The organism is Sphingopyxis sp. 22461 (genome assembly GCF_052044915.1).
Classification (GTDB): Bacteria; Pseudomonadota; Alphaproteobacteria; order Sphingomonadales; family Sphingomonadaceae; genus Sphingopyxis.
The window spans coordinates 41,830-62,392 of record NZ_JBQENY010000013.1; the positions used below are offsets into that span (position 1 = coordinate 41,830).

Consider the following 20,563-nt stretch of genomic DNA (forward strand, 5'->3'; position numbering starts at 1 on the left):
ATCTCGACCGCTGGGACCAACCGCGGCATGTTCTGACTCAAGATTCTAAAGGGAAGACGCTCTCCAATGGCTAAAAGCAACGTTCCGGCCACGGTTCCAGCGCTTGGCGGCGAAGCCAGCCTGAATCGCTATCTGGCGGAAATCCGCAAATTCCCCCTGCTGACCCCCGAGCAGGAATATATGCTCGCGCGCCGCTTCCAGGAGCATGGTGACAATGAAGCTGCGGCGCAGCTCGTCACCTCGCACCTCCGTCTCGTCGCGAAGATCGCGATGGGCTACCGCGGCTATGGCCTGCCCGTCAGCGAGCTGATCAGCGAAGGCAATATCGGCCTGATGCAGGGTGTGAAGAAGTTCGACCCCGAACGCGGCTTCCGCCTCGCCACCTATGCGATGTGGTGGATCCGCGCCTCGATCCAGGAATTCATCCTGCGCTCGTGGAGCCTCGTCAAGATGGGGACGACCGCGGCGCAGAAGAAGCTGTTCTTCAACCTTCGCCGGATGAAGAACAACCTCGCGGCGTTCGAGGACGGCGACCTGTCGCCCGAGCATCTGACCAAGATCGCGACCGACCTCGGCGTCACCGAGGAAGAGGTCACCAGCATGAACCGCCGCATGGCGATGGGCGGCGACACCTCGCTCAACGTCCCGATGGGTGAGGACGGCGACAGCCAGTGGCAGGATCTGCTCGGCGATGAAGGCCCGCTGCAGGACGAGCGCGTCGCCGAGGCGCAGGAACGCGATGTGCGCCATTCGCTGCTGAATGAGGCGCTGGAATCGCTCAACGAGCGCGAGCGCCACATCCTGACCGAACGCCGCCTGACCGACGACCCCAAGACGCTGGAAGACCTGAGCCAGGTTTACGACGTCAGCCGCGAACGCGTGCGCCAGATCGAAGTGCGCGCATTCGAAAAACTGCAGAAAGCGATGCTGAAGCTTGCCGGCGACCGGCGGTTGGTGGGCGCCTGATCCGCGCCCGTCCTTTGCGCCCGTGATTTGACTCGCGGGCGCAAGGGACTAGCCTTCCCTCGATGGATTTTCTGACCAGATACCGTCATCACTTGGCCGTCGAGGCGTCGGGTCGTTCTGGCTTGTTCTCGAAAATCCTACGATATTTCAAAAGATTTTGGTTCGCCTGCCTTTTCGGAGCCGTGCTTTTTCTCGCTTATGGCGTGTGGGTCGCATTAACGAGCGATCTCCGCGGCGGCGCGGGAATGGCTTTGATCGTCTTTCCTGTTGGCGCCGCTCTAATTTGCGCGCTTGGGGCCGTTCCTTACGGCGTCGCCCAGCTTTTCCTGTCAGCGAAGCGGTTACCGGATAACAACCTCGACGATTAGGCTTCGCGTCGATCGATGTCCGTTCCCTACCCTAAAGCCGACATGGGAATGCGGGAGCGGCGCGCAAACGTCAGAAGCGGCGCACGAAACCGAAATAGAGTTCGACGTCCGGGCTATCGCGATTGAGCCCGAAATTGGCACCGACATCCCACTGGCTATCGGCATCGGGCTGCCAGCCGGCCGAAAGCCCGGCCAGCGCCTCGGTTGTGTGACCGCCGGGGTCGCGGTCGCGGGTAAGCGACAACTCCGCCGCCATCGAGACATCGTCGGACAGGCCGAACCCCACCCCCGCGACCGAGCCATAGGCCGTATGCCGGCCATTGCCGTCGCTATCGACGGCGGCATCGACGTGCGGCGTGAAGCCCAGCGACACCGCACCGAGTTCGACGCTGACCGGCACGATCATCCCCGCCCCCCAATCGCCCGCGCCGACGCCATCGCCGCCCAGTGGCAACGTGACATAGGGCATCAGCGCGACCGAAAAGCCCGACCCGTCGGGATTGCTCAGATTTTGCCGCAACGCGAGCGTCACGTCGCCGGTTCGCGTCCGGCGGATCACGTCGCCCGTCGCGCGGTCACGTTCGCGCGCATGGCCGAGCATCGTCCATCCAAGCTGCACCTCCAGCGACGAGGTCAGCCCGGCGCGCAGCAGCGCGTCGCCGAAGGTCCAGCTATCGCTCCGGCTGTCGGCGGTGCGATCGAGCGTCCAGTCGGCCAGGCCGATCTCGAACAGCATCGATCCCGGCTCGACCGTGCAGGCGGGTGTACCGAGCCCCGGCCGGTCGGGGCAAAGGTCGCGGCGATCCTCGTTCGCGAGGGCAGGCGCAGCGGCCGTTGCGGCGGCTAGCAGCAATAGGGATCGAAGCGACATGCGGGTCTTTCCTTCGGCAAACATCAGTGTTTTTTGCTCCGCAAGATCAAGCCCGCTTGCCTCGAAATCGCAAGCGGCTAATTTGCCTGCATGGTAACGTCCTCTCGCGCGAAGAAGCGCAAGCTCCCCTGGTATCTCCGGCCGTTCAAATGGCTGTTCTGGTTCATTGCCGCCTCGGTGCTGTGGGTGCTGCTCTATGCCGTCGTGCCGCCGCCCGTGACGTTCACGATGCTGGCCGACAGCAACGGGATTACCAAGGACTGGGAAAGTCTCTCGAATATCGACCGCAACATGGTGCGCGCGGTGATCGCGGCCGAGGACGGCAAATTCTGCAGCCACAATGGCTTCGACCGCGACGCGATCGAACAGGCGATCGAGCGCAACGCCAAGGGCAAACGCATGCGCGGCGGATCGACGGTCAGCCAGCAGACGGCGAAAAATGTCTTCCTGTGGCAAGGGACCGGCTGGACGCGTTATGTCCGCAAGGTGCCCGAGGTGTGGTTCACCTTCCTGATCGAAAAGATCTGGGGCAAGCGCCGGATCATGGAGGTTTACCTCAACGTCGCCGAGACCGGCATCGGCACCTATGGCGTCGAGGCGGGCGCGCAGCGCTATTTCAACCATGGCGCGGGCAAGCTGACCCCCGCCGAGGCGGGACGGATCGCCGCGATCCTGCCGCTGCCCAAGAAACGCGAGGCAGTGAGTCCGTCGGGCTTTACGCGGCGTTACGGCAACACGATCCGCGCGCGCATCGGCGTGGTCAAGCGCGACGGGCTGGATGCGTGTGTCTATAAATAGGCGGGGGACCGAATGCCTGTGATGGCCAAATCGAGTTGAGCGCCCTCCTGGGGCCCTCTGCTTCCGCGATTGTGGAATGGCTGGCGGACGTCGGCGCACGATGGGGACTGCCGCCCGACGCCTGCCGCGTCCACGGCCTGTTATATCTGATGGCGAAGCCGCTCGCGACCGAAGCCATCGCCGCCGAACTGTCCCTGACGCCGGCCGCGATGGACGAAGCGCTTACCTGGCTGGGAGCGGAAGAGCTGGTGACGGGAAATCGCGAAGGCTGGACCACCGAGGCCGATCCATGGCTCCTGATGCTGCAGACGCTCGAGAAGCGACGGCAGCGTGAATTGGCGCCCGCGCTGGCGGTCCTTGGGCCGTCGCGACGTTTCGACGGCGCGGAAGACCCGCTGGTGGCGCGGCAGGCGAAGCGCCTGCTCGAGCTGGTCGAGGACCTCGCCGCGATCGATGCGGGAACGAAGCGGCTCTCGCCCCGCACGCTGCGGCGTGTGATCGGCATCGGCGGGCGCGCCGCGCGTCTGTTTGGCGGCGCGGGCAACAGAGGGGGATATTTATGAGCGAAGCGGGCGGCGCCGCGGCGGGGGCCTTCAAGGTCAATTCGCTGACCGGCCTCGATCGGGCCGACGCGGTCGAAGGCCGCGTGCTATGGGATGGCCCCCGGTCGGTCTGGAACGTCGCGATGCTGGCGATGGCGCTGGTGCTGGGTCCGCTGACCTTCAGCGGGAGCGCACTGGCGGTGTTCCTGGCGACCTCGGCCGTGACATTGTGCGCCGGCCATTCGGTCGGCTTTCACCGGCGCCTGATCCATCGCAGTTTCGATTGCCCGAAATGGCTCGAACGGCTGCTCGTCTGGCTTGGAACCGCGGTCGGAATGGGCGGGCCGATCTGGACGATCCGCCTGCACGACAGCCGCGACTGGGCGCAGCGGCAGCCCGATTGCCACTGGTTCCTGCGGCATGCCAAGCCGCTCGTCATCGACGGTTTCTATTATCTGAACTTCCGGCTCGAGCTGGCCCGGCCACCCGGCTTCGACCCCGGTCCGGGCATCGGCGACGACCGCTTTTACCGCTTTCTCGACCGGTACTGGATGCTGCAGCAGGTGCCGATCGCACTCATCCTCTACCTGCTCGGCGGCTGGCCGTGGGTCGTCTGGGGGGTGCCGGTGCGCGTTGCCGCCTGCACGACGATGCATTGGTTCATATCCTATTTCGCGCACACGCGCGGCCCGCAGGACTGGTCGGTCGATGGCGCCGTCATCCAGGCCTATAATGTACCGATCATGGCGATTCCGACGATGGGCGAGAGCTGGCACAGCAATCACCATGCCTTCCCGAGCTCGGCGCGGCATGGCCTCTATCCGGGCCAGATCGACCTCGGATACCGGTTCATCCAGCTGCTCGCGCTGTTGGGGCTCGCGTCGAATATCCGGCTGCCGGCCAACCTGCCCGCACGGCCGGGCATCACCCCGCTGACCGCGCGGGCGCTGAGCGCCGCGTCGGATCGCCAGGCCGAAACCCTCGCCGCCAAGGTGCGCGATGACGGCCGCGCCTGATCCGCTCGAAGCGCTGCGCGCGGCGCACCGGCTCGAACCCGCCGACGCGTCGCACTGGACGTTTCGTATCGGGCGCTGGCGGTTCCGCCTGCCCAATTTCGCATGGCGGCAAGCGGCGATCGACGCGCACGATCGCCACCATCTCATCACGGGTTATCCGCTGACGATGACCGGCGAGATCCAGCTCGCGGCATGGGAATGGGGAGCCGGCCGTTATCCCGACTGGCGCGCGACACTCTTTTGCTCGCCGCTGATCCTTGCCGGGGCCATCGCGCTGCCGCGCCGGACGTGGCGCGCCTATGCCGCGGGACGGCAATGCGAAAGCCTCTATCGGCGGGATGAAACGGTTTAGAAGTTCCGCCGAAACAACGGCGTCACGCCGGCTTCCAGCTCTTGCGTTCTTCGGCCTGCTTCAGCACCTCGAACGCCGCCTGCCCTGCCGCAAAGCGCTTTGCCGCCTCGGCGTCGCCGGGCTTCACGTCGGGGTGCGTTTCTTTGGCAAGATTGCGCCATGCCTTTTTCGTCGCTTCGAAATCGGCATCGGGTTCGAGGTCCAATATTTCGAGCGCACGCATTTCGTCGGCACTGCGGCTGCCGTCGCCCGACCCGCCCCAGGCATAATGCTGGGCCTTTGCATACGCCCCCGCGTCGCGCGTCTCATTAGCAGCCCGCTCGGCGGCATCTTCGGCGCTCAAACCCTCGAAATAGTCCCAGCCGCGGTTATATTCGGCGGCGTGCGTCTCGCAGAAATACCAGCGTTCGGGGCTGTTCGGCGACTTCGGAGCGGGGCAGTTGCCGGGGTTGGTGCAACCGTGGCGATCGCAGAGGCGCACCTTCTGCGTCTCGCGCGACGAGCCATAGGGGCGCCAGCGGGGAAAACCCCAATCGTCGGATCTCTTGGCGCGGCTCATCACCCCCATGTAGCGGCTGGGGCGCGCGATTGCTAGCCGAGGAGGCCGAAAAACCTAGTCTTTGGGCTTGTAACCGAACGCCTTGCCCGCGAGTTTGACGACCGCGGGGTCGAGATCGGGCGGGGTCATCGGCACGATCGCCTCGAGCGCTTCGGCGATATGGGTCAGTGCCGCGATGCGCGCGGCCTTCTTGTTATTGCCGTCGATCACCTTCCACGGCGCCCAGCGCGTGTTCGTCTGCGCGAACATATCCTCCATCGCGGCGAGATAGGCCTTGCGCTTCGACCGGTTGCGATAGTCCTCAGGTCCCGTCTTCCATCGCTTCCACGGATCGTCGAGGCGGTCGGTGAAGCGCTTGTCCTGTTCTTCCTGCGTCAGGTGGACGAAGATCTTGACGAGGTTCGTGCGGCTGCCCGTGAGCTGCGCCTCGAACTCATTGATCTCGTCATAACCCTTGCGCCATTCCGCCTCGCTCGCAAAGCCCTCGACACGCTCGACGAGAACGCGGCCGTACCAACTGCGGTCGAAGATCGAGATTTCGCGATTGCCCGGCAGGCGTCTCCAGAAACGCCAGAGGAAATGGCGCGCCTTTTCCTCGTCGTTCGGCGCGCTGATCGGCCATACCTCGAAATAGCGCGGATCGAGCAGCGCGGTCATGCGCTTGATGATGCCGCCCTTCCCTGCCGCGTCCCAGCCTTCGAACATGATGATGCTGCGCTGGCCGTGCGTGATATGCGCGGATTGTACGCGCTCAAGCCGTTCCTGCAACGCATCGAGCGCATCGGAATAGTCGCCGTCATATTTGGCGCCGGCTTCGTGATCGGAGAGGGAAATGCTCATCGCGCCTCCCTAGCGCAACCGGAGGCGTCCTACCAAGAGCGATGCAGCCCTGTCATTTTCTGGGACAGCGCGCGCGCGTTTCGTTACGCGGTTAGAGCAATTCCGCGAGCAGCGCGGCGACGCGCGCGGGATCTTCCATCGGAATGAAATGGCTATGCTCGGCCCATAGTTCGTCGCGCNCGCCGCACCAAGACCGGTCCAGGTCGGACTCAGCGAAAAATCGAGCGGGCCGCCGCGCTCGCCGGTCGGGGCGCGGATCACCATCGACGGCGTGGCCAGATAGTGCAGCCACTCGTGCGGACTGATGCGTAGGGCATTTTGATAGACCGATGTTTCGAGCGCCGGCGGGCAGGCAAGCTCCAGCCCCTCGCCCTCGGCTGCCGGGAGCAGGCCATGGGTGCAATAGTCGGCGAGGACGCGCGGGTCCCAATTCGCATAGGGCGGCCGGTCGGCGAAACGCGCGCGCATCTCTTCGGCGCTCGCCCAGCTGTTGCGGCGGCGCGCGACGGGATGCTCGGCGGGATCGGGGATGGGCTTGGCCGCCTCGCCTTCATAAAAGGCGGGGTCCATGATCACCGGATCGATCAGCACGAGGTGACGAAAGGCTGCGGGTCGCTGCGACGCGAGCCGCGTCAGCGCGTAGCCGCCCATGCTGTGACCGCAGCCAACGAGCGGATGCCCGCCGAGCCCGTCGAGCAGCGGCAACAGCGCGTCGGATGTCGCCGCCCAGTTGGCGAGCGTGGCGGGACGGTAGCTGCGCCCATGCCCGCGATGATCGGGCGCGATGACGTGCGTGCCGGCGGGCAGCGCCGCGACGACCTGATCCCACAGCCGCGCGTGAAAGCCCGTCGCGTGGAGCAGGAGCAGCGAAGCCTCCTGCCCCCGCGTTCCCCATTCGAACCAGCAGATATTGCCTTCCGGCGTTTCCAGCCGGTGCTCCCGGGGTTCGCTCACGCCTTAGCCCTTCGGGCCGTCGACGATGCGGATGCCGAGTTCCTTGAGCTGCTTGTCGCTCACCGGCGCGGGCGCGCCCATCATCAGGTCTTCGGCCTTCTGGTTCATCGGGAAGACGACGACTTCGCGGATGTTCGGCTCGTCGGCGAGCAGCATCACGATGCGGTCGACGCCCGGCGCCGAGCCGCCGTGCGGCGGCGCGCCGAACTTGAAGGCGTTGATCATGCCGCTGAAATTCGCGTCGACCTCAGCTTGCGAATAGCCTGCAATCTCGAACGCCTTATACATGATGTCCGGGCGATGGTTCCGGATCGCGCCCGACGACAGTTCGACGCCGTTGCAGACGATGTCATATTGCCACGCGAGGATGTCGAGCGGGTCCTTGGTTTCCAAGGCTTCAAGCTCGCCCTGCGGCATCGAGAAGGGGTTGTGGCTGAAATCGATCTTGCCGGTGTCTTCGTCGGCCTCGAACATCGGGAAGTCGACAATCCAGCACATTTCGAACTTGTTCGGATCGATCAGGTCGAGCTGTTCGGCGACGCGCGTGCGTGCAAAACCGGCGAGCTTCGCGGCAACCGCTTCCTTGCCCGCGGCGAAGAAGAGGCCATCGTCGGGGCCGAGGCCGAGCTCGGCGGCGAGCGCGTCCATCTTGTCGGCGCCGTGGTTCTTGGCGATCGGGCCGCCCCATTCGCCGCTCTTGCGCGTCGCATAGCCGAGACCGACAAAGCCCTCGCCCTGCGCCCAGCTGTTCATGTCGTCGAAGAATTTGCGGCTCTTTTCCGCGGTCGCGGGTGCCGGGATCGCGCGCACGACGTCGCCCGCGGCGACGATGTCGGCGAAGCGGCCGAAGCCCGAGCCGGTGAAGTGCGACGAGACATCGGTGATGATCAGCGGGTTGCGCAGGTCGGGCTTGTCGTTGCCATATTTCAGCATCGATTCACGGTAGGGGATGCGCGGGAACGAGCCGGCCGGGGTGACCGACTTGCCGTTTGCGAACTCCTCGAACACGCCCGCGAGCACGGGCTCGATCGCGTTGAACACGTCGTCCTGCGTGACGAAGCTCATTTCGAAATCGAGCTGGTAGAATTCGCCGGGCGAACGGTCGGCGCGCGCGTCTTCGTCGCGAAAACAGGGCGCGATCTGGAAATAGCGGTCGAAGCCCGCGACCATCAGCAGCTGCTTGAACATCTGCGGCGCCTGCGGCAGCGCGTAGAATTTGCCGGGGTGGACGCGGCTTGGCACCAGATAGTCGCGCGCGCCCTCGGGCGACGAGGCGGTCAAGATCGGCGTCTGATATTCGGTGAAGCCCTGATCGACCATGCGGCGGCGCAGGCTAGCGATCACGTTCGAGCGCAGCATGATGTTCGCATGCAGGCGATCGCGGCGGAGGTCGAGGAAGCGGTATTTGAGGCGGATATCCTCGGGATATTCCTGCTCGCCCGCGACCGGCATCGGCAGCTCGATCGCCGCCGACTGGACCGAGACGTCGCGCGCTCGCACTTCGATCGCGCCGGTCGGCAGATTGGCGTTGGTCGTTTCGGCCGACCGCGCGACGACGTCGCCGGTGATCGTCACGACGCTTTCCGCGCGCAGGCCGTCGAGCGTGGCGAAGGCCGCATCGCTCGAGTCCGCGACGATCTGGGTCAGACCATAATGGTCGCGCAGATCGACGAAGAGCAGCCCGCCATGATCGCGCTTGCGATGCACCCAGCCCGAGACACGGACATTCTGGCCGACATCCTCGGCGCGGAGCTGGCCACAATTATGGGTGCGATAGGCGTGCATTTTCTTGGGTCTCTCACATGTCCGGGGAGGCACGCGCAAACGTACCGATATGGCCGCGCCTAAGGCAGCGCGGCGAGCGATTTGTCAAGACTTGGCTCGTCGCCCCCGCGAAGGCGGGGGCCGCTGGCAACCTTGCTCAACGCCTCTTGCGGCCCCCGCCTTCGCGGGGGCGACGGATGCTTCAGCAGGTCAGCCCCAACCCGTCGAGTACCTCGCTGCCGAACAGCGCGCGGTGCGCCGGATCGGGAAGCAGCCGGTCGCGCGCGGTGCGCCAGCGGCGGAAATCCTCGCCATAATCGGCGGCGACGCGCGCGGCGTCGAGGCGGCAGCTTTTGGCCCAGTGGCGGGTAAAGGTGATCCCCTCTGCATCGAGGCATTCGACCACGCGGGCATAGGCGTCGGCGGTGCGCTGGCTACGCGGGCCGTCGAAATCGATCACCGCATTATGCGTGAAACGCGCAGGAGCGAGCAGCCCTTGCGCGCGCTCCATGAAACGTATGGTGACGACGGTCGAGCCGCCGTGGCGCGCATAGACCGCGCAGATGCGTTCGAACGCGCGCGCAAGGTCGGCGCGGTCGATGGTGACCGAGGCGTTGAACAGGTCGGCGAGCGGTCGGTGCGTGTCGAGCCCCTCCCCCCAGCTGCCATAGACCGGCGGCGCGTCGATATCGGGGCCGCTGGCATAACCCTGTTTCATCGCGAACTGGAGCAACGGCCCGCGCGCCCACGGATAATCGTTGAGCAACCGGCCGAGCAGGCTGAGCGCGTCATAACCGGCGCCGAGCTGGCCGGGGGTCGCGCGGGGATAATCGTCGCGCCAGGGTTCGCGATAGAGGAAGCGCAGCATCGCCGGCCGCTTGAACGGCTTGTACGGATTGACGATCATCTGGACGAAATCGGGATCCTGATCGAGCGCATAGGCGGCCGAGAAGCGGCGGAAATCGCCGGCGGCGAGCCAGTCCAGCGCCGCCCGATCGACCTTGCGCAGATTCTGGATCGGACGGACGAGGAATTTCGGTACGCTGTCAACGACGAGCGCCGTCACGATGCCGAGCGAGCCGACGGGAAGCTGCGCAGCGGCGAACATATTGTCGTCGCGGAGCGCCGTCGATCCTGTCGCGGCGATGAAGGCGTCGCTCATCACGCCGGTGTCGGGCTCGATCCAGCGGATACCGCTTGGGGTGACGATCTGCAGCGCGCGGATATGGTCCTGGATCCCGCCGCGCGCGATCATCGATCCGTGGGTGCCCGTTGCAGCGGCGCCCGCGAAGGTCTGTCCATTGCCCGCGCCGCTGGTCCACAGCGAGCGGCCTTGTGCTTCGAGCTTGTCCGATACCTCGTCGACGAGGGCGCCCGCTTCGACGAGCATCAGGGCGCCGGCGTCGATCCCGGGGCGGACGTCATCGGCGCCGATGCGAAAACAACGATTGAAGCGCCGCGTGTGGAGCAGCCAGCTTTGCGAGCTGATATTGACATTCGACGGCGACCAGCCCGCGCCGAGCGGACGGACACGGCGCTTCGCGGCCTGCGCCGCCGCGAGCCAGTCCTGCACCGACTTCGCGGCGATCGCGATCTCGTCGCGCCCGCGCTCCGCATCACCGCTGCGCAAGGCAAAGCGCGTCGCCGCCTCGCACGTGCCGGTGCCATGATAATTGGTCCAGCGCCCTTCGTCGCCGAGCTTGACGATGGGCATCAGGCGTCTCCCAGCGGGAGGACGCCGGCGTGTGCGCGCCACGCGACGGTCACCGGACGAAGGAAGCCGAAGGTCGCGATCGCGACGAGCATCTGGCGCCGCGTCGCGAACAGCCGAACGTCGCAAAGGCCGTGGTCGGATTCGGGCGTCACAAACGGCTGCGCGGCCTGGGCGGCGAAACCCCAGCCCTTCAACGTGACCACCATCGATTCCTCGTCGAGCGGCCGCGGATTGGCGATCGACACGAAGATGTCCGCCTGCCCCGCGGCATATTGCCCGAAAATCAACGCAAAACCGAGCGCGGCGAGCGCCCAACCGAGCCACATCATGCCCCAAATCCCTTCGTCTTTTTCCCCAGCCGGTGTTCCGGCTCCGCGACCCGAAGAGCACGGGCAATTTTTCCTGCCCGTTCCTCTCAACTAGCTGTATAGGCGCGCTATGCAAGTCCATCCGTTGATCGAAACCAACGCCGCGCTCGTCGAATTCTGCGACCTCATTCGGAACAGCGATTTCATCGCGGTCGATACCGAATTCATGCGCGAAAACACTTTCTGGCCAGAGCTTTGCCTGATCCAGGTGGCCGACCGCGACCATGCCGCGGCGATCGACCCGATGGCGCCGGGCATCGATTTGAAGCCCCTGCTCGACTTGCTCGTCGACAATGAGGACATGCTGAAAGTCTTCCATGCGGGCGGGCAGGATGTCGAAATCATCTTCAATCTGACCGGCAAGACGCCGCACCCGATCTTCGACACCCAGATCGGCCAGATGGCGCTCGGTCAGGCCGAACAGGTCGGATATTCGAACCTCGTCGAAGCATGGATCGGGCTACAGCTCGACAAGGGCGCGCGCTTTACCGACTGGAGCCGGCGCCCGCTCGACAAGCGCCAGATCGACTATGCGGTCGGCGACGTCACCCATCTCGCCAAGATTTTCCCGATGATGCTCGACAAGCTGATCAAGACCGGCCGCGGTCACTGGCTCGACGAGGAAATGGAAAAGCTCGCCGATCCTGCGAACTACAGCGTCGATCCCGACAAGGCGTGGCAGCGGATCAAGGTCCCGACGCGCAAGCTCGACGTGCTCGGGCGCCTGCAGTCGCTCGCGGCGTGGCGCGAACGCGAGGCGCGGCAAAAGAATCTGCCGCGAGGCCGCATCGTCAAGGACGAGACGCTCGCCGACCTCGCCGCGCATCCGCCGAAGGATCAGGACGGGCTGGGCCGCGTGCGCGGGCTGTCGGCGACGTGGCGCACGAACGATATCGGCGGCCGGCTGATGGACGCGATCGCGAGCGCCAAGCCGATGTCGAAGGACGAAATGCCCGAGCGTGCGCCGCGCGGCCCGGGGCTAGGCAAGGAAGGCACTTTGGTCGCTGACCTGCTCAAGCTGCTGCTGAAAATCCGTGCGCGCGAATTGAACGTCGCGGCGCGTTTGATCGCGCGCAGCGACGATTTAGAAGCGCTCGCCGCGGGCGCGCGCGAGGGAATCCAAATGATGGACGGCTGGCGTTACGACGTGTTCGGCCACGCGGCGCTCGATCTGGTCGAAGGCCGGATGGGCTTTGCGGTCAAGAACGGCAAGCTGGTGATGAGCGAGATCGACGGCGCGGCCTGAGAGCCTACGGCCTTGCTATTGCACGGCATTGGCCGTTGCCCCATAATCGGGCGGCAGTGATGTCATGAAGGAGCAGGCCATGCGTTTCCCCGTCGCTATCGCCCTCGCAATCGGCGTTGCAGGCTGCAACTCCGCGCCGACCAAAACCGAAACCCCCACCGTGGACACCGCACAATCGACCGCCCCCAAGGCTGAGGCGCCTGCCGTACCTGCCGCGGAGCCTGTTCGCTACACCTGTGCCGACGGATCGACCGTCGAGGCGCGCTACCCGACCACCGACACGGCGCAGATCGTCGTCGCGGGCAAGACGGTCGAGATGAAAAGCGCAATGTCGGCGAGCGGCGCCCGCTATGTCGGCGGCGGCTGGCAATGGTGGACCAAGGGCATGACCGAAGGCTCGCTCGCACCGCTCAAGCCCGGTGAAGAAACCGCATCGGCGGCCGGGACGACCTGCACCGCGCCGGCGACCTAGGTCGCTCAGCCGCCGTCCTGCAAATCCACCACGGGTTCGGCGTCGAGCGCGTTCGCGAGTGCGCGCAGTCGCCGCTCGACCGCTTCGCCCATCAGATGGTGCCATTCGCGCGTGAGGGTGAGCCGCAGCTTGCCCCCGCGCATCGCGATCGAGCTGCCGTCGAGCGGCGCCTGGATGCCGCCGGTCAGGCGTTGTGCCAAACGGATCGCGAGCCCCCATTGACGCGCCCGCGCCAGGCGCTCGGGCGTCACGAGACTGCCCATCGCGGGAAACTCGGCGTCGGTGCCGCCAAAGCCCGCGTACAGCGCGCGGGCAAGGAGGATGCGGCCCGGGATATCGATGCTCCGCCAGTTGCCGTGCAGGCCGATCTCGGTGCCGCGCTCGGCGCGAAAATCGGGATTCGCCGACCAGGCGACATCGCTGAGCAGGCTGGCGGCCAAACGGACGCGGCTGTCGGCGGGAGCCTCGTCAGCAAACAGCGGCGCGATCCATTCGGCGATCGCGCGGCCGTGCGGCGCGAACCGCGCGAGGCGTCGGCCCTCGAATTCGGCGGCGACGATCAGTGGGTCCTGCGCGCGCGTTTCGGCATCGAGCGCCTGATAGAGCAGGCCTTCGCGAAGCCCCGATGACGACACGGTCATTTCGGGCACATCGAGAATGTTGACGAGCGCCGCGAGCAGCGCCGCCGCATCGGGCAAGGCCGCGGCGCGGTTCGACGCCATGCCGGGGATGGCGCGGAGCTCTTCAAAGCTCAACCTTTTGGTCGCCCGGAGCAGGCGGCGCAGCGCGCTGCGCGGCAATGTGTGCTGATCGAGGACCGCAAGCGGGTCCTTGGTGAGTTCGAGATCGAGGCGCGAGAGCGCGCGCCACGAACCGCCGACCAGATAGAGCGGCAGCCCGGTCAACCCCTCGCCCGGCCAGCCCGCGGCGCGGAGCATCTTGCGGATCGCGCGTTCAAACGCCTGCTCGCCATCCTTCCGCAGCGCGGGCAAGCGGAGCACGCCGAGCGGGAAGGATGCGCGGCGGCCGACCTTGCCGCGGGACACTTCGGCGAGTTCGAGGCTGCCACCGCCAAGATCGACTGCGACGCCGTGCGCGTCGGGGATCGCCGACAGCACGCCATGCCCCGCAGCCTCGGCCTCCTCCTCGCCCGACAGCAGCCGGATATTCAGTCCCGCCTCGGCCGCGGCGGCGATGAAGTCGGGACCATTGACCGCGTCGCGCACCGCGGCGGTGGCGACGCATTGCACGTCCTGGACGTCCATATGCTCGGCGAGCAGCGCGTAGCGCCGCAGCGCGACCAGGCCGCGCTCGGCGTCTCCCGGGGCGATGCGGCCATCGATGGCGAGCCCGCGGCCAAGACCCGCGGCGACCTTTTCGTTGAAGATCACAGCGGGTGCGCGCGCCGGTCCTTCATAGACGACGATGCGGACCGAGTTGGAGCCGATATCGATCACGGCGGATCGACTGACCGCCTGCCTGGAGGAACGCTGTGGGGTCAATTTCGTCAATCTTCGCGCGTGTTGAAGGCGAGGGTCGGGACGTCGTGGCGCTTGTGGAGCGCCGTTCCGCGACCCGATAGCGACGCGTTCGTCATGAAATAATGATGCAGATTGAATGGCTTGTCGTCCGGCTTCACCCGCACTGAGGTGCCGTCGGACTGCAGGATCCAGCTTTGTTCATTGTCGATCAGGTTCGCGACGAGCACCTGGTCCAAAATCTGGTCGTGGACAGTCGGGTTCTCGATCGGGATCATATATTCGACGCGGCGGTCGAAGTTGCGCGGCATCCAGTCTGCGCTGCTGATGTAGAGTTTTGCCCCGCGATGCGGCAGCGCCGCGCCGTTCGCGAAGGCCCACACGCGGCTGTGCTCGAGAAAGCGCCCGACGACCGATTTGACGCGGATCGTTTCGGACAGCCCGGGCACATCGGGGCGCAGGCAACAGATGCCGCGCACGATCAGTTCGATCGGCACGCCCGCGGCGCTCGCCTCGTAAAGCTTGTCGATGATGTCGGGGTCGACGAGGCTGTTCATCTTGGCCCATACGCCCGACGGCAAGCCGGCCTTCGCCGCCGCCGTCTCGGCGTCGATCAGGTCGGACAGATGCGCGCGCATGTTGAGCGGCGACATGGTGATGAGGTCGAGCCGTTCGGGTTCGACATAGCCGGTGATGTAATTGAACAGCTGCGCCGCGTCGCGACCCGCGCGCGGGTCGGCGGTGAAGAAGCTGAGATCGGTATAGATGCGCGCGGTAACCGGGTGATAATTGCCGGTGCCGAAGTGGCAATAGGTGCGATACCCCTGCCCCTCGCGGCGCACGACCATCGAAATCTTGGCGTGCGTCTTCCACTCGATAAAGCCGTAGACGACCTGCACCCCGGCGCGTTCGAGCTGGTTCGCCCAGAGCAGATTCTGCTCCTCGTCGAAGCGCGCCTTGAGCTCGACGACCGCGGTGACCGACTTGCCCGCCTCGGCCGCCTCGATCAACGCGCGGATCACCGGCGACTGGTTGCCGGCGCGGTAGAGCGTCTGCTTGATCGCGACGACGTCGGGATCGGCCGCCGCCTGACGCAGAAAGGAGAGGACGACGTCGAAGCTTTCATACGGATGATGGACGACGATGTCCTTCGAACGGATCGCCGCGAAACAGTCGCCGCCATGTTCGCGGATGCGTTCGGGGAAACGCGCCGAATAGGCGGGGAATTTGAGGTCGGGCCGGTCGACATCGACGAGCGCCGACAGCGCCGCTAGCCCGATGAAGCCGCCGATCTTGGCAACGATCGCCTCGTGCCCCTGAATATCGGCGTTGAGCACCTCGGCGATTTCGCCAGGCATGTCGGCTTCGAGTTCGAGCAGGATCACGCGGCCGCGGCGACGGCGGCGGATCGCGGTGCGGAACAGGCGGACGAGATCCTCGGCCTCTTCCTCAAGCTCGATATCGCTGTCGCGGATGATGCGGAACACACCCAGCGAGCGGATGGTGAAACCGGGGAACAGGAGGTCGCCGAAAATCTCGATCAGATATTCGATCGGCACGAACGCGCCCGGCTGCCCCGGGACCGGCACGAAACGCGCCAGCGAGGAAGGGATCATCACCAGTTCGCGGATCGTGTCACCCGTCGCCTTGCGCTGCAGATCGAAGATGACGCCGAGGCCGCGGTTCGGGATGAAGGGGAACGGATGCGCCGGATCGAGCACCTGCGGCGTCAGGATCGGGAAAATCTGGTCGATGAAATATTGGCGCAAGGCGCTGCGCAGCGCCTCTTTGTCCGACCCCGTGCCGTGGACAATGATGCCCTGTTCGCCGAGCTGGCGATGGAGCAATTGCCATTCGCTCTGCTGCTGGTCGACGAGGCGGTTCACCTCGGCCTCGATCTCGGCAAGCTGCTGCCCCGGCGAGCGGCCGTCGGCCGAAGGATCGTCGATCCCCTGAAGCTGCTGCCCCTTCAGCCCCGCGACGCGGACCATGAAGAATTCGTCGAGGTTGCTGCCCGAGATCGACAGGAAGCGAAGACGTTCGAGCAAGGGATGCGCGGGGTTGCGCGCCTCCTCCATCACCCGCCGGTTGAAGGCGAGCCAGGAGAGTTCGCGGTTGAAGAAGCGTTCGGGGCCAAAGCTGGGCGGCGTCGCCGCGGTATCGGCATCATTGTCTGCGCGCAAAGGGCCGCCGGTTATCGACATGTCGCGTCATCCTGTCGTTCGAGCAAATCGGGATCGATGAGCCCCTGTGACAGTAATGTTTCACGCGTAAGACGAATGCTAATACCGCCGCCCTTTTCGAGCGATGCGGCATCGAGCGCCGCGACGACGCGGTGGATCATCGCATAGCTGCGCTCCATCCGCGGCACGATATAGGAGGCGACGCCGGGCGCAAGCGCCATGCCGCGCTGCGCGAACAGCGCCTCGATCAGGTCGCGCGCAAGGCAGTCGTCGGGGTCGCCGATCGCGAGCACCGGCACCGCGGCGAGGCGCGAGCGGAGATCGGGAAGCGCGACATTCCATTCCGACGGCGGCGCGTCGGCGATGATCAGCAGCGGCGAGCCGCTGGCCTGCGCGGCGTTCCACGCGTGGAAAATCTCTTCTTCCGAAACGCTGTCATGCCCGTCGATAACGTTGCCGCCGGTGTCGCGCGCGAAGAGCCGGCCCATCAGGCTGCGCCCCGATCCCCGCGGTCCGGTGAGCACGGCGGTGCGGACGGGCCATGTTGCGACGTGGCGCAGGTAGCGCACGGCATCGGCGTTGCTGGTGCCGACGATCAGCGGACCGTCGTTGCTGCCCCCCGCGCTCCAATCGAGCGGCAGCGCGATCTGGGACGCGCGCGCCATCAGCGGCTGATCCTGAGCTGACCGCCGCCTTCCTGCACCTTGAACCCGCGTGCGGCGAGCGCCGCACCGAGCGCGGCGAGGTCACCCCGGAAGCTGACGCGCATCACCGAGGTGCCGCCGAGCGCAAGGCTGGTGGTCGAGGCGGACTGGACGCCCGCGGCGCCCGCGACCGCGCGTTCGGTCGCGGTGACCGAATCGACGTCGGGCGAGCTGTACTGGACGGTGAAGCTCTGCACCCCGACGGCGGTTGTCGTCGGCACACTCGCATCGGTTTCGCTGGGCAGCATCTCGTCGTCGGCCGCGATCTCTTCGGGCAGGTCTTCCTTTTCGACCGGCTTTTCGAGGACGAGATAGGTATCGGTGCGCAGCACGCCCGCCGCGAGCGCGTCGATATAGATGCGGTCCATCCGCGCGACCGCCTTTTCCATCATGTCGGGCAGCGCCGCGGGGCTGGGCCCGGTCATGGTGAAGGTGGAGATCAGCTTGCTGTCGGGGCCGAAGCGCGCGGTGAAATGGCCCTTGATCGGGCCACCGGGATAGGAATATTCGACGCGCGCGATCGGCGTCAGCACGTCGGCGGCGCCATATTGGTCGAGGATCACGCGCCACCAGACGCGGCCGCGGCGGCCGGTCTGACCCGCGTTGATCAGCAAGGTATCGGCGCCGGTGCCCGCGGTGCGGACATAATCGATCGCGCTCTGCCCCGTATTATATTCGGCCCACGCGCGCTGCCATGCGCTGCGCTGTTCGAACACCTGCGGGATGCCGTCGATCGAATAGACGGGGATGACGAGCAAGGGCGGCGAGCGCAAAGTACGGCCGCTGACGCCGAGAATCTGCCCTGCGCGCACGCGGTCGAACTGGACGCCGAGCCGGGCGACATAGCGGCGCGGGCCAATCTGCTCTTCCTCGACGACGATCGCGGTGACGATGCCATCGAGCACCGAATCGCCGAGTTTGGGGCCGTCGCTGCCGTTCAATTTGCGGTAAAGCTGGGCCCAGGCCAGGCGCTGCGCCTCACGCCAACCCTTGGTTCGCGCATCGTCGGCATTGTCGCCGGTGACGTCGACCATGATGCCGCTCGTCAGGAAATCGCCGCTGCTGTTGATCGGGGTGATGCCGCGGTCGCCGCGAGTGATCTGACCATCGACCACGCCAACGAGCAGAATCGCAAAGAACAGGCCGAAAAGCGCCGCCCAGCGCCAATCGCGGCCACGCAGGGCGTCGAAGGCGAAGCTCGGGGCGAAGCGGGGGAAAGCAGCCGAAATCATATCTTCTCTATGCTTTGCCCAAAAGCGCGGGCCCCGACAAGGAAATCATGGCATTTGTCGGCCGGAAGCGTTAGTCGCGCGGGCCATGGATTCCAAGCACAACCAACCCGGCTCCTACACTTATGCGCAGGCCGGCGTATCGATCGAGACCGGCAATGCGCTGGTCCGTGCCATTGCCCCGCTCGCCCGTGCGACGCGCCGACCCGGTGCCGACGCCGATCTCGGCGGCTTTGGCGGCTTTTTCGACCTGAAGGCGGCGGGGTTCAACGATCCCCTGCTCGTCGCGGCGAACGACGGCGTGGGCACCAAGCTCAAGCTCGCGATCGAATCGGGCAAGCACGACGGGGTCGGGATCGACCTGGTCGCGATGTGCGCGAACGACCTGATCGTACAGGGCGCCGAGCCGCTGTTTTTCCTCGACTATTACGCCACCGGCAAGCTCGACAATGATGTTGCGACCGAAGTCGTCGCAAGCATCGCCGAGGGCTGCAAGCAGGCCGGATGCGCGCTGATCGGCGGCGAAACCGCCGAAATGCCGGGCATGTATTCGGACGGCGATTACGACCTCGCGGGCTTCTGCGTCGGCGCGGTCGAGCGCGATCAGGTGCTGACCGCGGACAAGGTCGCGGCGGGCGACGTGATTCTCGGCCTCGCTTCGTCGGGGGTGCATTCGAACGGTTTCTCGCTCGTGCGGCGGCTTGCGGCGGACAAGAGCTGGAAACTCGACCGCCCTGCCCTCTTCGACCAGACTATCCTGCTGATCGACGCGCTGATGGCGCCGACGCGCATCTATGTGAAGAGCCTGCTGCCGCTGGTGAAGACCGGCCAGATTCACGCGCTCGCACATATCACCGGCGGCGGGCTGCTCGAGAATATCCCGCGCATTCTACCGAAAACGCTTCATGCGCACGTCGATGCCGACGCGTGGGAACAGCCGCGGCTGATGGCGTTCCTGCAGGCGCAGGGCAATATCGAGCCCGAGGAAATGGCGCGCACCTTCAATTGCGGGATCGGGATGGCGGTCGTTGTCGCTGAGGGCGATGTTGCCGCGGTGACCGCAGCGCTTGAGGCCGCGGGCGAGACGGTGTTCCGCATCGGCCATATCGCCGAGGGCGAAAAGGGCTGCACCGTGACGGGCAGCGCCGAAACGTGGAGCGCGCGTGCGCCGTGGAGCGCCACGCATAATGGCTAAAGCGCGTGTCGCCGTCCTGATTTCGGGCGCCGGCACCAATATGGCGGCGCTGCTCTATGCGGCGAAAGCTGCCGACTGCCCCTATGAGTTGGTGTTCGTCGGCAGCAACGATCCCGATGCGCCAGGGCTGACGATCGCCGAGGCCGAGGGCATCGCGACGTGGGGCGTATCGCACGGGGGCATGAACCGCGACGCGTTCGATACGCTGGTCGACGAGCAATTGCGCGTGGCGGGCGCCGAGTTCGTCGCGCTCGCCGGCTATATGCGCATCCTGTCCGACGATTTCGTCGCGCGCTGGGCCGGCAAGATGATCAACATCCACCCGAGCTTGCTACCGCTTTACAAGGGGTTGAACACACACAGCCAGGCGATCGAGGCTGGCGACAAATTCGGCGGATGCAGCGTCCATATCGTGACGCCCGGCGTCGACGAAGGTCCGGTCCTCGCGCAGACGCCGGTCGCGATCCTGCCCGACGACACCGTCGAAACGCTGGCGCGGCGGGTGCAGTTCGCCGAACATCAGCTTTACCCCGCCACGCTCGCCGCCTTCGTGACGCGCGAGCGGTCGCCCGATTATCTGCGCGGCCGCGTGCGCGAACTCGCCATGGCGCTGCCCGAGGCCGACGAGGTGACCTCGCACGGCATGCCCTGCTTCGGCATCGTGAAGGGCAAGAAATTCGCCTATTTCACCGAGGATCATCATGGTGACGGCAAGGTCGCAATACTGGTCAAGATCAGCGGCGGCGACGAGCAGGCGGCGCTGATCGAGCTCGATGAGGACCGCTATTACCGCCCTGCCTATTTCGGCGACGGCTGGATCGGCATCCGGCTCGACTTCGGCGACACCGACTGGGAGGCGATCGGCGAATGGCTGCGCAAAAGCTGGCTGTCGGTCGCGCCGAAGAAGCTGGCCGGGCTGATGGGCGTCGCCGACGAATTTTAAG

The 20,563-nt window shown here is 65.8% G+C and carries 21 protein-coding genes; 10 read left to right on the plus strand and 11 right to left on the minus strand.

Annotation, left to right across the window (positions count from 1 at the left end; all coding sequences use genetic code 11):
* Positions 1-66 precede the first annotated feature (66 nt).
* The gene (rpoH, locus tag ACTJI5_RS19775) at positions 67-966 is read left to right on the plus strand and encodes an RNA polymerase sigma factor RpoH (protein ID WP_056371197.1); all 900 of its coding nucleotides are present in this window, start codon (positions 67-69) and stop codon (positions 964-966) included.
* A 62-nt stretch (positions 967-1,028) separates the two neighbouring features.
* On the plus strand, positions 1,029-1,334 hold the full coding sequence (locus tag ACTJI5_RS19780; protein ID WP_440861505.1) for a hypothetical protein: 306 nt from the start codon (positions 1,029-1,031) through the stop codon (positions 1,332-1,334).
* A gap of 70 nt (positions 1,335-1,404) precedes the next feature.
* On the opposite strand, the gene ACTJI5_RS19785 is transcribed toward ACTJI5_RS19780, so the two are convergent.
* Positions 1,405-2,205 (minus strand): transporter, encoded by an 801-nt coding sequence (locus ACTJI5_RS19785; protein ID WP_440861506.1) that lies wholly within the window; start codon positions 2,203-2,205, stop codon positions 1,405-1,407.
* Between the two features lie 90 nt (positions 2,206-2,295).
* On the opposite strand from ACTJI5_RS19785, the gene mtgA reads away from it, so the two are divergent.
* The 4 genes from mtgA to ACTJI5_RS19805 are packed head-to-tail and all read left to right on the plus strand — an operon-like array spanning position 2,296 to position 4,913.
* A complete protein-coding gene (mtgA, locus tag ACTJI5_RS19790; protein WP_440861507.1) occupies positions 2,296-3,003 on the plus strand; it encodes a monofunctional biosynthetic peptidoglycan transglycosylase in 708 nt (235 codons plus the stop codon).
* A gap of 35 nt (positions 3,004-3,038) precedes the next feature.
* The gene (locus ACTJI5_RS19795; protein WP_440861508.1) at positions 3,039-3,566 is read left to right on the plus strand and encodes a hypothetical protein; all 528 of its coding nucleotides are present in this window, start codon (positions 3,039-3,041) and stop codon (positions 3,564-3,566) included.
* Positions 3,563-4,561, plus strand: coding sequence for an acyl-CoA desaturase (locus ACTJI5_RS19800; protein ID WP_440861509.1), 999 nt, complete (start codon positions 3,563-3,565; stop codon positions 4,559-4,561). Before ACTJI5_RS19795 ends, ACTJI5_RS19800 begins: the two co-directional genes overlap by 4 nt.
* Positions 4,545-4,913, plus strand: a complete 369-nt coding sequence (locus tag ACTJI5_RS19805; protein ID WP_440861510.1) for a hypothetical protein — start codon at positions 4,545-4,547, stop codon at positions 4,911-4,913. The genes ACTJI5_RS19800 and ACTJI5_RS19805 overlap by 17 nt, the downstream gene beginning before the upstream one ends.
* A gap of 22 nt (positions 4,914-4,935) precedes the next feature.
* Here ACTJI5_RS19805 and ACTJI5_RS19810 read toward each other — a convergent pair whose 3' ends face one another.
* The 6 genes from ACTJI5_RS19810 to ACTJI5_RS19835 all read right to left on the minus strand — a co-directional run bounded on the left by ACTJI5_RS19810 (position 4,936) and on the right by ACTJI5_RS19835 (position 11,073).
* A complete protein-coding gene (locus ACTJI5_RS19810) occupies positions 4,936-5,472 on the minus strand; it encodes a J domain-containing protein (RefSeq protein ID WP_037518727.1) in 537 nt (178 codons plus the stop codon).
* Between the two features lie 54 nt (positions 5,473-5,526).
* The gene (locus ACTJI5_RS19815) at positions 5,527-6,312 is read right to left on the minus strand and encodes a polyphosphate kinase 2 family protein (RefSeq protein WP_439511349.1); all 786 of its coding nucleotides are present in this window, start codon (positions 6,310-6,312) and stop codon (positions 5,527-5,529) included.
* 9 nt (positions 6,313-6,321) lie between these two features.
* On the minus strand, positions 6,322-7,266 hold the full coding sequence (locus ACTJI5_RS19820; RefSeq protein WP_440861511.1) for an alpha/beta fold hydrolase: 945 nt from the start codon (positions 7,264-7,266) through the stop codon (positions 6,322-6,324).
* Positions 7,267-7,269: 3 nt separating this feature from the next.
* Positions 7,270-9,051: an aspartate--tRNA ligase gene (aspS, locus tag ACTJI5_RS19825; protein WP_440861512.1), complete on the minus strand. Its 1,782-nt coding sequence runs from the start codon at positions 9,049-9,051 to the stop codon at positions 7,270-7,272.
* A 181-nt stretch (positions 9,052-9,232) separates the two neighbouring features.
* A complete protein-coding gene (locus ACTJI5_RS19830; protein WP_440861513.1) occupies positions 9,233-10,744 on the minus strand; it encodes an FAD-binding protein in 1,512 nt (503 codons plus the stop codon).
* Positions 10,744-11,073: a hypothetical protein gene (locus tag ACTJI5_RS19835; protein ID WP_058536076.1), complete on the minus strand. Its 330-nt coding sequence runs from the start codon at positions 11,071-11,073 to the stop codon at positions 10,744-10,746. Before ACTJI5_RS19835 ends, ACTJI5_RS19830 begins: the two co-directional genes overlap by 1 nt.
* A gap of 109 nt (positions 11,074-11,182) precedes the next feature.
* Here ACTJI5_RS19835 and rnd point away from each other — a divergent pair, with 109 nt between their 5' ends.
* The gene (gene rnd / locus ACTJI5_RS19840; RefSeq protein WP_440861514.1) at positions 11,183-12,358 is read left to right on the plus strand and encodes a ribonuclease D; all 1,176 of its coding nucleotides are present in this window, start codon (positions 11,183-11,185) and stop codon (positions 12,356-12,358) included.
* 79 nt (positions 12,359-12,437) lie between these two features.
* The gene (locus tag ACTJI5_RS19845; RefSeq protein WP_440861515.1) at positions 12,438-12,830 is read left to right on the plus strand and encodes an MliC family protein; all 393 of its coding nucleotides are present in this window, start codon (positions 12,438-12,440) and stop codon (positions 12,828-12,830) included.
* Positions 12,831-12,835: 5 nt separating this feature from the next.
* Here the strand turns inward: ACTJI5_RS19845 and ACTJI5_RS19850 are convergent, their stop codons facing one another.
* Genes ACTJI5_RS19850 through ACTJI5_RS19865 form a run of 4 tightly spaced genes read right to left on the minus strand, consistent with a single transcriptional unit; the run spans position 12,836 to position 18,427 of the window.
* A complete protein-coding gene (locus tag ACTJI5_RS19850; protein ID WP_231732546.1) occupies positions 12,836-14,287 on the minus strand; it encodes a Ppx/GppA family phosphatase in 1,452 nt (483 codons plus the stop codon).
* Between the two features lie 50 nt (positions 14,288-14,337).
* Positions 14,338-16,512, minus strand: coding sequence for an RNA degradosome polyphosphate kinase (locus ACTJI5_RS19855; RefSeq protein WP_440861516.1), 2,175 nt, complete (start codon positions 16,510-16,512; stop codon positions 14,338-14,340).
* Positions 16,503-17,156 carry an HdaA/DnaA family protein gene (locus ACTJI5_RS19860; protein WP_440861517.1) on the minus strand — a complete coding sequence of 218 codons (654 nt, stop codon included), beginning with the start codon at positions 17,154-17,156 and terminating at the stop codon, positions 16,503-16,505. The genes ACTJI5_RS19855 and ACTJI5_RS19860 overlap by 10 nt, the downstream gene beginning before the upstream one ends.
* The gene (locus ACTJI5_RS19865; protein ID WP_310256431.1) at positions 17,156-18,427 is read right to left on the minus strand and encodes a heavy-metal-associated domain-containing protein; all 1,272 of its coding nucleotides are present in this window, start codon (positions 18,425-18,427) and stop codon (positions 17,156-17,158) included. Before ACTJI5_RS19865 ends, ACTJI5_RS19860 begins: the two co-directional genes overlap by 1 nt.
* An 85-nt stretch (positions 18,428-18,512) precedes the next feature.
* Here ACTJI5_RS19865 and purM point away from each other — a divergent pair, with 85 nt between their 5' ends.
* Together purM and purN are read left to right on the plus strand one after the other, a co-directional pair.
* Complete coding sequence (gene purM / locus ACTJI5_RS19870) at positions 18,513-19,619, plus strand: phosphoribosylformylglycinamidine cyclo-ligase (RefSeq protein WP_440861518.1); 1,107 nt, start codon at positions 18,513-18,515, stop codon at positions 19,617-19,619.
* Positions 19,612-20,562, plus strand: a complete 951-nt coding sequence (gene purN, locus ACTJI5_RS19875) for a phosphoribosylglycinamide formyltransferase (protein ID WP_440861519.1) — start codon at positions 19,612-19,614, stop codon at positions 20,560-20,562. The genes purM and purN overlap by 8 nt, the downstream gene beginning before the upstream one ends.
* Position 20,563 lies beyond the last annotated feature (1 nt).

What these genes read in the sequence shown, in the direction of transcription:
- rpoH (WP_056371197.1), top strand. Translation starts at nt 67, where the DNA reads ATGGCTAAAAGCAACGTTCCGGCCACGGTTCCAGCGCTTGGCGGCGAA.
- ACTJI5_RS19780 (WP_440861505.1), top strand. Translation starts at nt 1,029, where the DNA reads ATGGATTTTCTGACCAGATACCGTCATCACTTGGCCGTCGAGGCGTCG.
- ACTJI5_RS19785 (WP_440861506.1), bottom strand. Translation starts at nt 2,205, where the DNA reads ATGTCGCTTCGATCCCTATTGCTGCTAGCCGCCGCAACGGCCGCTGCG.
- mtgA (WP_440861507.1), top strand. Translation starts at nt 2,296, where the DNA reads ATGGTAACGTCCTCTCGCGCGAAGAAGCGCAAGCTCCCCTGGTATCTC.
- ACTJI5_RS19800 (WP_440861509.1), top strand. Translation starts at nt 3,563, where the DNA reads ATGAGCGAAGCGGGCGGCGCCGCGGCGGGGGCCTTCAAGGTCAATTCG.
- ACTJI5_RS19805 (WP_440861510.1), top strand. Translation starts at nt 4,545, where the DNA reads ATGACGGCCGCGCCTGATCCGCTCGAAGCGCTGCGCGCGGCGCACCGG.
- ACTJI5_RS19810 (WP_037518727.1), bottom strand. Translation starts at nt 5,472, where the DNA reads ATGAGCCGCGCCAAGAGATCCGACGATTGGGGTTTTCCCCGCTGGCGC.
- ACTJI5_RS19815 (WP_439511349.1), bottom strand. Translation starts at nt 6,312, where the DNA reads ATGAGCATTTCCCTCTCCGATCACGAAGCCGGCGCCAAATATGACGGC.
- aspS (WP_440861512.1), bottom strand. Translation starts at nt 9,051, where the DNA reads ATGCACGCCTATCGCACCCATAATTGTGGCCAGCTCCGCGCCGAGGAT.
- ACTJI5_RS19830 (WP_440861513.1), bottom strand. Translation starts at nt 10,744, where the DNA reads ATGCCCATCGTCAAGCTCGGCGACGAAGGGCGCTGGACCAATTATCAT.
- ACTJI5_RS19835 (WP_058536076.1), bottom strand. Translation starts at nt 11,073, where the DNA reads ATGATGTGGCTCGGTTGGGCGCTCGCCGCGCTCGGTTTTGCGTTGATT.
- rnd (WP_440861514.1), top strand. Translation starts at nt 11,183, where the DNA reads ATGCAAGTCCATCCGTTGATCGAAACCAACGCCGCGCTCGTCGAATTC.
- ACTJI5_RS19845 (WP_440861515.1), top strand. Translation starts at nt 12,438, where the DNA reads ATGCGTTTCCCCGTCGCTATCGCCCTCGCAATCGGCGTTGCAGGCTGC.
- ACTJI5_RS19855 (WP_440861516.1), bottom strand. Translation starts at nt 16,512, where the DNA reads ATGTCGATAACCGGCGGCCCTTTGCGCGCAGACAATGATGCCGATACC.
- ACTJI5_RS19860 (WP_440861517.1), bottom strand. Translation starts at nt 17,156, where the DNA reads ATGGCGCGCGCGTCCCAGATCGCGCTGCCGCTCGATTGGAGCGCGGGG.
- ACTJI5_RS19865 (WP_310256431.1), bottom strand. Translation starts at nt 18,427, where the DNA reads ATGATTTCGGCTGCTTTCCCCCGCTTCGCCCCGAGCTTCGCCTTCGAC.
- purM (WP_440861518.1), top strand. Translation starts at nt 18,513, where the DNA reads ATGGATTCCAAGCACAACCAACCCGGCTCCTACACTTATGCGCAGGCC.
- purN (WP_440861519.1), top strand. Translation starts at nt 19,612, where the DNA reads ATGGCTAAAGCGCGTGTCGCCGTCCTGATTTCGGGCGCCGGCACCAAT.